We start from the raw sequence: 13,089 nt of genomic DNA, 5'->3' as shown, positions 1-13,089 counted from the left end.
TGCACCCATATCCCGCCGGATCAACGGGAAAACGCCCCCCACTCCCGTAGGGTAGCGCAAAAAATCACGCCCTGTAGTTGACAATGAAAATCGTTTTCATTAAACGGGACAAAACGACGCGAGACTCGTCGGAAGGAGCCTCACATGTGCGCAGCACTCATCGGCGGAATGGACAGACTGAAGCGCGACTACATCAATGCAGCCCTCGCCAGCGGCGTGGACCTGAAGGTGTTCACGGGCAAGGAGAACCGCATCGCAGACAAGCTTGGCCAGGCGGACCTGGTCATCGTGTTCACCAACAAGATCTCGCACGCTGCCAAGCGCGAGGTGGTGCAGCACGCCAAGGCCAACAGCATTCCCGTGCAGATGCTGCACAGCTGCGGCGTTTCCACGCTGCGCCAGGCCCTGGATACCACCAACTAGAATTTCCGGCACGACGACGCCTCCGTCGCGGAACCCCGGCCTCACCCCAAGGCTGGCGGACGCGCCCCGCCCGGCGCTGCCGCACACGCTTCGAGCCGGGGTCCGCGACGGCGCAAGAGGCCCTGCCGACGCCGCCCCTGAACGGGGAAATCCCCGCGCGGCCATCACATCACCTTTCTGGACCAAGGACAAAGACCATGTGCGCAGCAAGCCGGATCGGCGCTTTGAACAGGCAGGGCATGCAGGCCCTTTCGGAAGGCAACCTCGCCAACGCGGACTTTCTGCTCTCGCAGGCTTTGCGCCAGGCCATGACCCTTGGGCTTTCCGGGTTCGAAGCCAAGATCCGCAACAATCTCGGGCTGGTTTGCCGGCTTCGTGGGCGCACCGACGAAGCCGTGGCCCATTTTTCCGCCGCCCTGGCCCACCTGGAAGCCAAGGTGGGCACGCAGCACCGCGTGTACACCGCCATCGCGGGCAACCTGGACGCCGCCAAGGCGGAAGTCGCAACCTGCGTCCAGCATTAGCCGCAACGGGCCGACTTCCGCCCGGACTCTGCCCCCGCCTGCCTGATGCGGCGGGGTGCGGCACAGCATCTTGCCACGCCCACCGGATGTTCCTGCACCATGTTGCGCGCCTTCCGCACCAACTCCGCATGACGCTGGAGCACCTGTGAGCAGGGCTCTGCTTCACCTCCCGCACGATGCATGTTCCGTGCATGCGCTACGCCATCCGCATGCAGTGTCACACCGCGTCTACGCAGTCTCCATCCCTTCTCCACGCCGGGAGCCGCGTTTCCCGGCCATTTGCGTGAAACGAGCGCCTTGACACTGGACGGCCCCCGCCCGTTTCCAGTAGGCTGTGCAGTACGCCTCAGCCCCCCGCCACATCGCGGGAAGAAGGCACGCCTACCGCCAAGGAGCCATACCATGAGCAGCGGCATCGAAGTCGCAAAACCCTTCGTCGCGGCCACCATCAACGTGCTGTCCACCATGGCGGGCATCACCCCCACGGCAGGGCCGCCCTACGTGAAGAAGAACAATGTGGCCAAGGGCGATGTGTCGGCCGTCATCGGCATTACCGGGTACAAGAACGGCACCATCTCGGTGACCTTCACCAAGAAGTGCGCCATCGCCCTGGTAAAGGCCATGCTGGGCGACGACATCCAGGACATCGTCCAGGACATCAAGGACGCCGTGGGCGAAGTGACCAACATGATCTCCGGCCAGGCGCGCGCGGGCCTTGCCGAAATGGGCATGACCTTCCAGGGGGCCACCCCTTCGGTCATCATGGGCGACGGGCATACCATCAGCCACATCACCAAGGCGCCCATCATCGCCATTCCCTTCGGCACCCCCCACGGCGACTTCACCGTGGAATTCTGCTTCGAATAGGCCGCCCTGCTCCCCCGTAGCGGCGCCGTCGGCGTCCGTGCGGGAACGCACGAGAGTTTTCCACTGCCTGCGTATCCACACCCCGCTGCCATGTTGTGCTTCGTGCCGCCGGAACCCCGGCGGCACATGTTTTTTCTCAACGCCAAACCCACACTAAAAATAGTTGTAATAATTTAAAATCAATCAATCTGCATATACTGCCGTGCACAAGCAACAGGCAACCCCGCTCACCATGTGGACAGCGGCGCACGCAACCTGTGAAAAGACCACGACGAAGACCCTGACAGCCCCTGCCGAAAGCGGAAAACCGGGAAAAAATAGCCCGGTATTCCACCCCCTAACAGGTTAAGGACTGGCTTTTCCAAAACACCCCACTATACAAAAAAATAGGGGTGCAGTAGGCTTCGGCTCGAACTAACCCGCCGGGTTAAAAATTCACTAGACACTTTCTTGACGGCGCGGAGCACTGCAACGCACCTGCCGCAAGGCGCCGCCAAGGGCTCTTCGATTCCGGGATCCCGCCGCCCGGACAAGGATACTTCCCGTCATGTCCTCCGCATGGAACCACGTGCATGGCTTCGAACGCCTGAGCCTCTGCGACTGGCCCGGCTACAGCAGTTGCGTCATCTTTCTGGGCGGCTGCAACATGCGCTGCCCCACCTGTCACAACTGGCAGCTGGCCTGGCATGCCGACACCCTGCCCCTGCTCTCCCGCGCCGCCATCGAATCCTACATCGAAGCCCGCCGCCACTGGCTGGACGGGGTGGTCGTGACCGGGGGGGAAGCGACCATGGTCGAAGGCTTCGCGGACATGCTGCGTGGCCTGCGCCGTTTCGGCCTGCCCGTGAAGGTGGACAGCAACGGCCTGCGGCCCGACGTGGTGGAACTCTTGCTGCGTGACGGCCTGGCCGATGCCTTCTCCATCGACGTCAAAGGGCCTTTTGCCCTCTACCCGCGCCTGTCCGGCGGCACCACCAGCCCGGACGAGGCCCGCGCCGCGCTTTCGCGCATCTTTGCGCTGGCCCAGGCGCAGCCCGATGCGTTCATGTTCCGCCTCACCCGCGTTCCCGTGCTTTCCGATGACGACGTGGAAGCGGCCCGCAGCCAGCTTCCCGCCGGATTCGACCTGAAGATACAGGATTACGTGCCCCCCCGGAGGAAGCATGCCGAAGCAGATTCTGAAACGCGACGGACGGCTGGAGACGTGGTCCACGGACCGCATCGCGGAAGCCATCCTGAAGGCCCTGAAAGCCAACGGCATTAAGGACCCGCTGCTCTCCCGGCGCATCGCCCACAGGGTGGAGCTGAAGCTCGCGGACTGCGAGATTCCCGAGCAGGAACAGGTGCAGGACACCGTGGAACAGGTGCTGATGGAATCGCGCCTGTACGCGGTGGCCAAGCGGTACATCATCTACCGCGAAACGCGCCGCACCCTGCGCGAGCAGAAGGCCGCCTTCCTCGACATTTCCGAGACCATCGACAACTACCTCACCAAGGCCGACTGGCGCGTGAACGAGAACGCCAACATGACGCACTCGTTCCAGGGCCTCATGCTGCACCTTTCCGGCACCTTGCAGGCCAAGTACGCGCTGGAGAAGTACCCCGAGGAAGTGCGCCAGGCCCACGACCACGGCTACTTCCACATCCACGACCTGTCCTTCGGCCTTGCCGGGTACTGCGCGGGCTGGAGCCTGCGCGACCTGCTGCTGGAAGGGTTCAACCTCGAGAACCGGTCCAGCGCCGGGCCAGCCAAGCATCTGGACACCGCCATGGGCCAGATGATCAACTTTCTCGGCACGTTGCAGAATGAATGGGCGGGCGCCCAGGCCTTCAACAACGTGGACACCTACCTTGCCCCCTTCGTGCGCAATGACGGCCTGACCTACAAGCAGGTGCGCCAGGCCATGCAGAAGTTCGTGTTCAACCTGAACACCACCTCGCGCTGGGGCGGCCAGAGCCCGTTCACCAACCTGACCTTCGACCTCGTGCCGCCCAGGCACATCGCCACCGAACCCATCATCATCGGCGGCGAATACAAGGATTCGGTCTACGGCGAATACGCGCCGGAAATGGAAATGCTGAACCGCGCCTTCCTGGAAGTGATGCTGGACGGCGATTTCCATGGCCGCATCTTCTCCTTTCCCATTCCCACGTACAACGTCACCAAGGACTTCCCGTGGGATTCGGAGATCGGCGACCTGCTGCTGAAGCTTACCGCCAAGTACGGCGCGCCCTACTTCCAGAACTTCATCAATTCCAACCTCAACCCCGAAGACGTGCGCTCCATGTGCTGCCGGTTGCAGATGGACCTGCGGCAGTTGCGCAACAAGGTGGGGGGGCTGTTCGGCGCGGGCGACCTGACCGGGTCCATCGGGGTGGTCACCCTGAACCTGCCCAAGCTCGCCTATCTCGCCCAGGGCGAAGAAGACTTTCTGGACATGGTGACCGAATACGCGGAACTGGCCCGCGATTCGCTGGAATTCAAGCGCAAGCTGGTCACCGCCAACCTTGAACGCGGCATGTTCCCGTGGTCGCGCCGGTACCTCAAGAACGGCTTTGCCGGGCACTTTTCCACCATCGGGCTGGTGGGCGGGCACGAAGCCTGCCAGAACCTGCTGGGCAAGGGCATCGAAACCGAGGCGGGCGTACGGCTGATGCAGCGCACCCTGAACCACCTGCGCAACCTGACCGCGCGCTTCCAGGAAGAAACCGGCACCCTGTACAATCTGGAAGCCACTCCCGCCGAAGGCACCAGCTACCGCCTGGCCAAGATCGACAAGTCGCTCTATTCCGAAATCAAGGCCTCGGGCAACGGCACCCCGTACTACACCAACTCCACCGCCCTGCCCGTGGGCATGACCGAAGACGTGTTCGCCGCGCTGGACCACCAGAACAAGCTGCAACCGCTGTACACCGGCGGTTCGGTGTTCCACACCTACCTCGGCGAATCCGTGGCCGACACCGAGGCCCTGAAGAAATTCATCATCAAGGCCTTCACCCAGACGCGCCTGCCGTACCTGTCCGTCACCCCCACCTTCTCGGTGTGCAAGGACCACGGGTACCTGCAGGGCGAACATCACCAGTGCCCCGACTGCGGCCAGGCCACGGAAGTGTACACCCGCATCGTGGGCTACTACCGCCCAGTGTCCCAGTGGAACAAGGGCAAGCAGGTCGAATACGACGACCGCGTCTGCTACAACGGGTTTTAAAGGCTAGAATAGCTATCGGGGGAAGGGACCCTTTGAAGAGGGTCGCCTTCCCCCGTACCCCCATCCCCCCAAACTTTTCGATAGGGGGTGGGTTCCGCCGCCATGCAGGCGGTTTTTCTTTTGGCACATTGCGCCAACCTGCCTGGGGTGCTTTCTTTCCATGAAATCCCCCTCCTTATGCCCCGCGACGGTCTCCCGTCGCGGGTGGCTGGTCGTGCGCAATACCAGGGATTACGAGTTTTGCCCGCCGGGCAAGGCGGCGTGCGCTTTTCGCGCGCAGTGTACTGAGGTACATGAGCACCGAAAAGCGCACGCCAACGCCGCCCGGCGGCAAAAGGCGGCAGCCGTTAGATAAGCGCATGCGCGAATCTTGCCCTAGCCGTTAGGTGAGCTTGCGAACCTTACGGATAGGGGCCGCAGCGCGCGGATGGCGACCGCAAAGCGCGGATCCTGCCTGCAGCGTGCGCGTACCGTGGCGGCACGCCCTCTTCCCCCCCACTGGCTTACCAAACCCGACGACCGCGTCACCCATCGCCATGCCCGACCACAGCTTCGACTTCGACCATGCCCCTGACAGACACAACACCGGCAGCCTGAAATGGGACGACATGGGGCGCATGTTCAACCTTTCGCCGGATGAAGCAGCCACCGCCATCCCCTTGTGGGTGGCCGACATGGACTTTCCCTCGCCCCCGGCGGTGCGCGATGCCGTGGCCCGGCTGGCCGACCTTGGCGTGTTCGGCTACCCGGCGGAAGGCACCGCCTGCCGCGAGGCCGTGTCCCATTGGCTGGCCACCCGCCACGGCTGGACCGTGAACCCCCGCCACCTGCTGCCCCTGCCCACAGTGGTGGCCTCGCTGTGCCTGTCGGTGCGCCTGTTCACCCGGCCCGGCGACGGCGTGGTCATCCAGACGCCCATCTACCCGCCCTTCCGCGCGGCGGTGCAGGATGCGGGCTGCCGGGTGCTGGCCAATCCGCTGGTCCTTGCCACGGATGCCGGGGGCAACCCCTTCCACGAAATGGATTTCGACGCACTGGATACGGCCCTTGCCGACGGCGGGCGCGGGGCCAGGGTGCTGCTGCTGTGCAGCCCGCACAACCCCGGCGGCAGGGTGTGGACCCGCGCGGAACTGACCCGCGTGGCCGAACTGTGCCTGAAGCACGGCACGCTCATGGTCAGCGATGAAATTCACCACGACCTGCTGCTGCCCGGCCACGCGCACACCGTGCTGGCCAGCCTGGCTCCGGAAGTGGCCGAGCGCACCATCACCGCCGTGTCCGCCGCCAAGGCGTTCAACGTGCCCGGCGCGGGGCTGGCCCACGTGGTCATAGAGGACGACACCCTGCGCCGCACCTTTCGCGCGGAACTGACCGGCCTCGGCATCCGCCACCCCAACATGTTCGGACTGGCCACCACGGAGGCCGCCTGCCGCCATGGTGGCCCGTGGCTGGACGCGCTGATGGCCTACGTCGCGGGCAACGCCGCGCTGGTGCGCGACGTGCTGGGGCAGCGCCTGCCCGCCGTCCGCGTCATGCAGCCGCAGGGCACGTACCTTTCGTGGGTGGACTTTCGCCCGCTGGGCCTTGCGGAGGCCGACCTGCTGCACCGGGTGCGCTTTGATGCGGGCGTGGTGCCCAGCCCCGGTTCCAGCTTCGGCCCGGAAGGCGAAGGCTGGCTGCGCCTGAACCTGGGCTGCCCGCGCGCGCTGCTGCGCACCGCGTTGGAGCGCATGGCGGATGTGCTGGGCAGGTAGCCCCAGATATCGGCTCCTGCCTTTCCCCACACACGCCCAAAAACAGCAAAATCCTCCGGAACCATCCGGAGGATTTTGCTGTTTCTATCCTCGCCCCACGAGCACAATAGCGTTTTACGCCACCAAGTGTCGCTCAAGGTTCTGGATGGCAGCGCGCACCTTAGCGTCGGGATAGGCATCGCCTTTCCATGCCTTAAACTGCTTCAGAATCGCATCCTCGGTGACGTCTTCCTCGGCCGCAGCCTTAAGCGCATTTCGGCAGTACAATACAGTACCGTAGACTTCCATCTCGTCGAAGCTCGGCGCTTTCTTGCCAAGTATGGCATCGTACAGGGCCGTCACGCAGGCACTGATGCGCGCCTTCTCATCCAAACGCAAATCCGGGCGTTCAGGGAGTTCGAGCACTTCGTATGCCTTATCCCCCTTCTTCGCCAGATTGTCCCAGAAGGCAAGATCTTCAAGACAACGCGACAACTCGCCAGAATAAGGACCATATGTGTAGGGACGGAACCGTAATCCCAGCGACACGCCCCACGCCGTCAGGAAGTAGGCAGTCTTCTGGATGTTGATCTTGGTCAACTCCACGCCGTGTTCCTGCATGACGTCCAGCAATTCGCAGACTATCTGCCGATTCAGGTCAGCCATATCCTGCTCCTTCTAGTACGTTTTTCCGCAGGTCTTCCTGACCAATTCTTCTGCCATGAGCCTGTGCGTTTCGGTAGTATAAATCCGGTAGATTGTCACCGGGCGAAGGGCGGAAAGAATAGTCGAATATGACATGATGTCAACAAGCCCGGCGTCTTTCGTCCGAACATAAATCGTTTCCTGATTTAGCCGGAATTCGTTCCCCTCGTCGTCGGAAGCGGCCAGCTTGGACACCTGCTCCGTTTTCATCCAATGGAAAAAGTCTTCATCTTTGCGCAAGCCCGCCGCTCTCAATTGCTCAAGAACTGCTTTGTACGCCTCTTCGGCCCCGTTCACGGTACTGGTCGTATCGTACACGGGGCAAAGGTGCCCGCCTCGCAAGAGCATCTTCGCCCAAGGATTTCCTGCACGCGCTTCCTGCTTGATGTGCCCAAAAATCGTATAGTCATCGAACCATTCGAATTTTTCCAGATCAACGCGGGTAAACACGCCGTTCGCCCAGTCGAGATCAAGCTGCGCGTCTTCCCATGTAGGCAGAAACTCCCTGAAAAAACGTTTCAGGACAAGATCATATCCTGTACGGGTGCGGTGATACGGAACCTGCATATTGTAATGATACCGAGCCATCAGAAAGGCTTCGACAACAAAAACATCACGCTCGTTGACGAATAGCTTGAGTATGCCATCCTGCCGCGTCGCCCCAAATGCTTGCATGTAGCGCGCGACATCGTATTCGCCGTACTTCACCCCGCACGCGTAGGAATCGCGCATCAGATAATCAGCACGATCCGCATCCAGATGCCCAGAAATAATCTGGTGTAACAACTGGTATTTCGCAAGGAACTGATCAGACAAAATTCCGATGACTGGGGGGGCGTGCTCATCCAGCACCTCCGCTATGGGGGCATGGTTCTGGATAATGTACCTCCCCAAGTGCTCATGTTTGAGCGGAGTGAGGATCATGTCCTCCGCTGCATGGGAGAAGGCCACGTGCCCTATATCATGCAACAAAGCAGCATATCTCAATCTCTTCAGGTTGGTAAGCTTGTCAACATGATCAAGAGGGATGTCGCTGTCCGGATTACCGATGATGCCCGTGAAGAGCTGCGTCGCACAATGCATCGCCCCAAGAGAATGAACAAAACGGGAATGTTCGGCAGCCGGGTATACGTATTTTGTCAACGCCAGCTGACCCACTCGGCGCAAGCGTTGGAAGATCGGCGTATCGACGATCCTTCGTTCTTCTTCCGTAAGATACACGTACCCATGCAGCGGATCACGTATCTTCCGGTTCGCGTTAAGATCTTGCCGCCAATCCCGCATGGTCCACCTCCTGCACCCGCATCCAATAGCTAAATCCGCCCTTCCTCCACGCCGTGGCAGGCCACCAGCGCGCCGCCTTCAAGCTGGCGGGCCTTTGGCACCTCCTGCATGCAGCGCGCGTTGGCGTGCGGGCAGCGGCCATGAAACACGCAGCCAGGGGGCAGGTTGATGGGCGTGGGCACGTCGCCGGAAAGCTTGATGTGCCCGGCGGCCTTGCCGCCGATGCGCGGGATGGCCGACAGCAGGGCCTGGGTGTACGGGTGGCGGGGGGTGCCGAACAGGTCGGCGGCGCTGGCCAGTTCGCACAGGCTGCCCAGATACATCACGGCCACGCGGGTGGAGATGTGCTCCACCACCGAAAGGTCGTGGCTGATGAACAGGTAGGTCAGGTTGCGCTTCTCCTGCATGTCCATCATCAGGTTGAGCACCTGCGCCTGAATGGACACGTCCAGTGCCGAGATCGGCTCGTCCGCCACGATGAACTCGGGGTCCACCACAAGGGCGCGGGCGATGGAGATGCGCTGGCGCTGCCCGCCGGAGAATTCGTGCGGGTAGCGCACGCCCCACAGCGGGTTCACGCCCACCTGTTCCATGACGTCGGCCACGCGGGAACGCACGTCGGCGTCGGAGATGCCGGGGTTGTGGAAGCGCACCGGCTCTTCCAGTATCTCGCGCACCTTCATGCGCGGGTTCAGCGAGGCGTAGGGATCCTGAAAGACCATCTGCATGCGGGTGCGGTAGGGCAGCATGCCGTTGTCGTTCAGGTTGTCGATGCGCTCGCCCCGGTACAGGATTTCGCCGCCGGTGGCCCGGTACAGGCCGATGACGGTGCGCGCCAGGGTGGACTTGCCGCAGCCCGATTCGCCCACCACGCTCAGGGTCTCGCCGGGCAGGATGTCGAAGCTCACGTCGTTGACGGCGTGCACCACGGTGTGCTTGCGGACGATGCGCCCGCCCGAGAATCGCAGCTGGTCCAGCAGCCCGCCGGATATGTCGAAATGCTTGACGACGTTGCGCAGCGAAAGCAGTGCGGTATTCTGGTTGGTCATATCGGCATCCCCCACAGGGGTTGTTTCCAAATTAGGATTTTCGTTCGTTGGCAAGGAAAACAAGCCTGCCATGAGGAAGTATGCCTCTCCCGTTAGGTGAGTCAGCGAACCTTACGGGAGAGGACCGCAACGCGCTCTTATCGTATTCGACCGATATGGCAGGCGAAGTTTGACGCAGCCAGCGGGCGAAAAGACAATTTAGAAACAGCCCCTTAGGCTACCATGTGGCAAGCAGCCAGCCGACCATCACTCTTCACTTCGAGCAGTGGCCGGGTGGTGGTGCACACGGTTTCGCACAGTTCGCAGCGGTTGTTGAACGGACAGCCGCGCGGCACGTCGGAAAGGCTGGGCATGCTGCCGGGAATCTGGTTCAGGCGGCGGCGCGCACGCGGCGCGGCCACATCCGCAAGGCCACAGTCGGCCTTGTCCGCACACTGCGGCAGCGCGCCCAACAGGCCGCGCGTGTAAGGGTGCAGCGGCTCGCCCACCACCATGCCGGTATCGCCCATTTCCACGATGCCGCCCGCGTACATCACCGCAATCTTCTGGGTGACCTGCGAGACCACGCCAAGGTCGTGGGTAATCAGGATGAGGCCCATGTCCTCCGACTGGCACAGCTCCAGCAGCAGGTCCATGATCTCGGCCTGGATGGTCACGTCCAGCGCCGTGGTGGGTTCGTCGGCGATGATCAGCGACGGCGACGTCAAGAGCGCGATGGCAATGACGATGCGCTGGCGCATGCCGCCGGAGAATTCGTGCGGATACTGGGTCAGGCGGCGTTCCGGCGAGGGAATGTAGACCTTGCGCAGCTTGTCCAGGGCAATGGCCTCGGCTTCCTTGCGGGTCACCTTCTTGTGGGCAAGGATGGTTTCGATCATCTGCGTGCCCACGGTCAGCACCGGGTTCAGGGTCATCATGGGATCCTGAAAGATCATGCTGATCCTGTTGCCGCGGATGTCGCGCAGGGTTTCCGCGCTGGCCCTGGTCAGGTCCTTGCCCTCGAACAGCACGGAGCCGCCCGCGATGAAGCCGGGCTTGGACACCAGGTTCAGGATGGAGAACCCGGTGACGGACTTGCCCGCGCCCGATTCGCCCACAAGGCCCAGGCGCTCGCCCCTGCCCAGGGTGAACGAGACATCGTTGACGGCGGTAAGCGCGGTGTCGCGCAGCGCGAACTTGACGGTAAGGTTGGATACGTCGAGCAGCGGTTGCATGGGCTAGTCCTTGTACAGCTTGGGATTCAGGAAGTCCCGCAGCCAGTCGCCAAGCAGGTTGATGGACAGCACCAGCAGGATCAGCACCACGCCGGGAAACAGCGTGATCCACCAACTGCCGCTGAAAAAGTACTGGAAGCCCGACTTGATCAGCGAACCCAGCGAAGGTTTGGTCACCGGCATGCCCAGGCCCAGGAACGACAGCGCCGCCTCGCTCATGATGGCGTTGGCCACCTGCACGGTGGAAATGACCAGCACCGGGGTGAGCGTGTTGGGCAGGATGTGCCGCCACATGATGCGGAACGGACGAAGGCCGATGACCCGCGCCGCCTCCACGTATTCCTTCTTCTTCTCCGCCAGCACCGATGCACGCACGGTGCGCGCGTACTGGGGCCATTCGGCCAGGCCGATGACCAGCACCAGGAAGGGCACGGCCACCTGCTCGTAGCGGCCCACGCCAAAGGTCATCTGCACGATGGCCCCCAGGAAGATGGCCACCATGTACGACGAAAACGACAGCTGCACGTCGGCGATGCGCATCAGGATGTTGTCCAGCCTGCGGCTGCCGTAGCCGGAAAGCAGGCCCACCATGATGCCGATGCACGCCTGCATGGCCACGGCCCCCACCCCGATCAGCAGCGACACGCGCATGCCGTACAAAATGGCCGAGAACAGGTCGCGCCCCTGGTTGTCGGTGCCCAGCAGGAATTCCGGATTGCCGCCGTCCTTCCACAGGGGGGGCGTTTCCGCGTCCATGATGTCGATGTTGGCGCCGTCGAACGGGTTGTGCGGGGCAATGACCGGGGCCAGCAGGGCCGAGGCGGCCAGGATGACGAACAGGGCGAAGCTGGTCACCGCCACCGGGTCGCGCAGGAAGGAATACAGGAAGTACGACTGGCGGAAACGTTTCAGAAGACCGGCCATGCTACTTCCTCCCCGCTATGCGGACCATGGGATTCACGAAACCGTAGATAAGGTCCACCACCGTGTTCACGGTAACGAAGATGGCCCCCACAAAGATCAGGTAGGCCACCAGCAGCGCCGTGTCGGCGCGCTCCACGGCTTCCACGAACATGAAGCCCATGCCCTGCCACTGGAACACCGTCTCGGTCAGGATGGTGAAGGCGATCATGATGCCAAGCTGCACGCCGCCCACGGTAATGACCGGCAGAAGGGTGTTCTTGAAGGCGTGCACCATCACCACGCGCCATTCGGGCAGGCCCTTGGCCCGCGCGAACTTCACGTACTCTGTTTCCAGCGCCTCCTTCATCTCGGCGCGGATCAGCCGGATGAACAGCGGCAGCATGATGGACGACAGGGCGATGGAGGGCAGGATGATGTGCTTGAAGTTGGACCAGGTGGTCAGCACCGATGTCCACCCCGGAAATATCTCCACCGGATTGCCGCGCCCGAACGAGGGCAGCCAGCCAAGGTGCACCGAAAAGATGTAGATCATGAAGATGGCCGTCAGGAACACCGGCACCGAAACCCCCACGATGCTGATGCCCATGAACAGGCGCGACAGCACCGAGCGCGGACGGCAGGCGGAATACACGCCCACCGGCACCGAGATCAGCACGATGATGCACTGGGCCACGAAGACCAGTTCCAGCGTGGCGGGGGCTTTCGCCAGAATCACGTCCAGCGCGGGCTTGCGGTAGAAGTACGAGGTGCCCAGGTCGCCCTGCACGGCGTTCTTGGTGAAGCGCGCCCACTGGACCAGGTACGGGTCGTTCAGCCCCAGCTTTTCGCGCAGGGCCTCGCGTTCCTTGACGGATACGGACACGCCCACCATTTCGCGCGTGGGGTCGCCGACGGACTGCTTGATGGCGAACCCGATGAAGCTGATGATGAACATGACCAGCAGGGCTTGCGCCACCCTGCGGACGATGAATGCGAACATGTGCGTCTCGTTGCCGGTAACGGCGTTGCTGGTTGCCGCGGTGCCGCGTGCCGCGCGTCACTGTCGCACGATGCGGGCCACACGATACGGGCCCACTCGATGCGGGCGCCACACGGCGCCCTCCCCCCGCACTCTACGGAACGGGGCCGGACTGACGGCGGCAGCGCCCGCGCGCTGC

General features: G+C 62.6%; 12 protein-coding genes. 6 read left to right on the top strand and 6 right to left on the bottom strand.

The window, feature by feature from the left end:
- Positions 1–144 precede the first annotated feature (144 nt).
- The 6 genes from FVW20_RS19420 (at position 145) to FVW20_RS19395 (ending at position 6,777) form a co-directional block, all read left to right on the top strand.
- Positions 145–423, top strand: coding sequence for a DUF2325 domain-containing protein (locus tag FVW20_RS19420; RefSeq protein ID WP_012612934.1), 279 nt, complete (start codon positions 145–147; stop codon positions 421–423).
- A 239-nt stretch (positions 424–662) separates the two neighbouring features.
- The gene (locus FVW20_RS19415) at positions 663–947 is read left to right on the top strand and encodes a tetratricopeptide repeat protein (RefSeq protein WP_231039275.1); all 285 of its coding nucleotides are present in this window, start codon (positions 663–665) and stop codon (positions 945–947) included.
- A gap of 402 nt (positions 948–1,349) precedes the next feature.
- A complete protein-coding gene (locus FVW20_RS19410) occupies positions 1,350–1,814 on the top strand; it encodes a chemotaxis protein CheX (protein WP_196610860.1) in 465 nt (154 codons plus the stop codon).
- Between the two features lie 547 nt (positions 1,815–2,361).
- On the top strand, positions 2,362–3,078 hold the full coding sequence (locus FVW20_RS19405; RefSeq protein WP_196610859.1) for a radical SAM protein: 717 nt from the start codon (positions 2,362–2,364) through the stop codon (positions 3,076–3,078).
- The gene (locus FVW20_RS19400) at positions 2,978–5,023 is read left to right on the top strand and encodes a ribonucleoside triphosphate reductase (RefSeq protein WP_196610858.1); all 2,046 of its coding nucleotides are present in this window, start codon (positions 2,978–2,980) and stop codon (positions 5,021–5,023) included. The genes FVW20_RS19405 and FVW20_RS19400 overlap by 101 nt, the downstream gene beginning before the upstream one ends.
- Before the next feature lie 536 nt (positions 5,024–5,559).
- Positions 5,560–6,777 (top strand): MalY/PatB family protein, encoded by a 1,218-nt coding sequence (locus FVW20_RS19395; RefSeq protein ID WP_196610857.1) that lies wholly within the window; start codon positions 5,560–5,562, stop codon positions 6,775–6,777.
- Between the two features lie 114 nt (positions 6,778–6,891).
- Here FVW20_RS19395 and FVW20_RS19390 read toward each other — a convergent pair whose 3' ends face one another.
- From FVW20_RS19390 to FVW20_RS19365, 6 genes are all read right to left on the bottom strand, one after another.
- Positions 6,892–7,422 (bottom strand): hypothetical protein, encoded by a 531-nt coding sequence (locus tag FVW20_RS19390; RefSeq protein WP_196610856.1) that lies wholly within the window; start codon positions 7,420–7,422, stop codon positions 6,892–6,894.
- Positions 7,423–7,434: 12 nt separating this feature from the next.
- Positions 7,435–8,745 carry an HD domain-containing protein gene (locus tag FVW20_RS19385; RefSeq protein WP_196610855.1) on the bottom strand — a complete coding sequence of 437 codons (1,311 nt, stop codon included), beginning with the start codon at positions 8,743–8,745 and terminating at the stop codon, positions 7,435–7,437.
- Between the two features lie 29 nt (positions 8,746–8,774).
- Positions 8,775–9,794, bottom strand: coding sequence for an ABC transporter ATP-binding protein (locus tag FVW20_RS19380; protein ID WP_196610854.1), 1,020 nt, complete (start codon positions 9,792–9,794; stop codon positions 8,775–8,777).
- A 212-nt stretch (positions 9,795–10,006) separates the two neighbouring features.
- Positions 10,007–11,008: an ABC transporter ATP-binding protein gene (locus FVW20_RS19375; RefSeq protein ID WP_196610853.1), complete on the bottom strand. Its 1,002-nt coding sequence runs from the start codon at positions 11,006–11,008 to the stop codon at positions 10,007–10,009.
- A gap of 3 nt (positions 11,009–11,011) precedes the next feature.
- The gene (locus FVW20_RS19370) at positions 11,012–11,932 is read right to left on the bottom strand and encodes an ABC transporter permease (protein ID WP_196610852.1); all 921 of its coding nucleotides are present in this window, start codon (positions 11,930–11,932) and stop codon (positions 11,012–11,014) included.
- A gap of 1 nt (position 11,933) precedes the next feature.
- Entirely contained in the window at positions 11,934–12,911 is a 978-nt protein-coding gene (locus FVW20_RS19365) for an ABC transporter permease (RefSeq protein WP_012612947.1), read from the bottom strand.
- Between the last annotated feature and the right edge of the window lie 178 nt (positions 12,912–13,089).

The organism is Nitratidesulfovibrio oxamicus (genome assembly GCF_015731765.1).
In the GTDB taxonomy this organism is placed as follows: Bacteria; Desulfobacterota; Desulfovibrionia; order Desulfovibrionales; family Desulfovibrionaceae; genus Cupidesulfovibrio; species Cupidesulfovibrio oxamicus.
Note: the sequence above shows the minus strand (reverse complement) of the source record. Positions and strands in the feature narration are given on the sequence as shown.

Bases quoted from the DNA above. Each gene is read 5' to 3' on its own strand.
- FVW20_RS19400 (WP_196610858.1), top strand. From the start codon at position 2,978: ATGCCGAAGCAGATTCTGAAACGCGACGGACGGCTGGAGACGTGGTCC.
- FVW20_RS19405 (WP_196610859.1), top strand. From the start codon at position 2,362: ATGTCCTCCGCATGGAACCACGTGCATGGCTTCGAACGCCTGAGCCTC.
- FVW20_RS19385 (WP_196610855.1), bottom strand. From the start codon at position 8,745: ATGCGGGATTGGCGGCAAGATCTTAACGCGAACCGGAAGATACGTGAT.
- FVW20_RS19420 (WP_012612934.1), top strand. From the start codon at position 145: ATGTGCGCAGCACTCATCGGCGGAATGGACAGACTGAAGCGCGACTAC.
- FVW20_RS19415 (WP_231039275.1), top strand. From the start codon at position 663: ATGCAGGCCCTTTCGGAAGGCAACCTCGCCAACGCGGACTTTCTGCTC.
- FVW20_RS19365 (WP_012612947.1), bottom strand. From the start codon at position 12,911: ATGTTCGCATTCATCGTCCGCAGGGTGGCGCAAGCCCTGCTGGTCATG.
- FVW20_RS19370 (WP_196610852.1), bottom strand. From the start codon at position 11,932: ATGGCCGGTCTTCTGAAACGTTTCCGCCAGTCGTACTTCCTGTATTCC.
- FVW20_RS19375 (WP_196610853.1), bottom strand. From the start codon at position 11,008: ATGCAACCGCTGCTCGACGTATCCAACCTTACCGTCAAGTTCGCGCTG.
- FVW20_RS19390 (WP_196610856.1), bottom strand. From the start codon at position 7,422: ATGGCTGACCTGAATCGGCAGATAGTCTGCGAATTGCTGGACGTCATG.
- FVW20_RS19380 (WP_196610854.1), bottom strand. From the start codon at position 9,794: ATGACCAACCAGAATACCGCACTGCTTTCGCTGCGCAACGTCGTCAAG.
- FVW20_RS19395 (WP_196610857.1), top strand. From the start codon at position 5,560: ATGCCCGACCACAGCTTCGACTTCGACCATGCCCCTGACAGACACAAC.
- FVW20_RS19410 (WP_196610860.1), top strand. From the start codon at position 1,350: ATGAGCAGCGGCATCGAAGTCGCAAAACCCTTCGTCGCGGCCACCATC.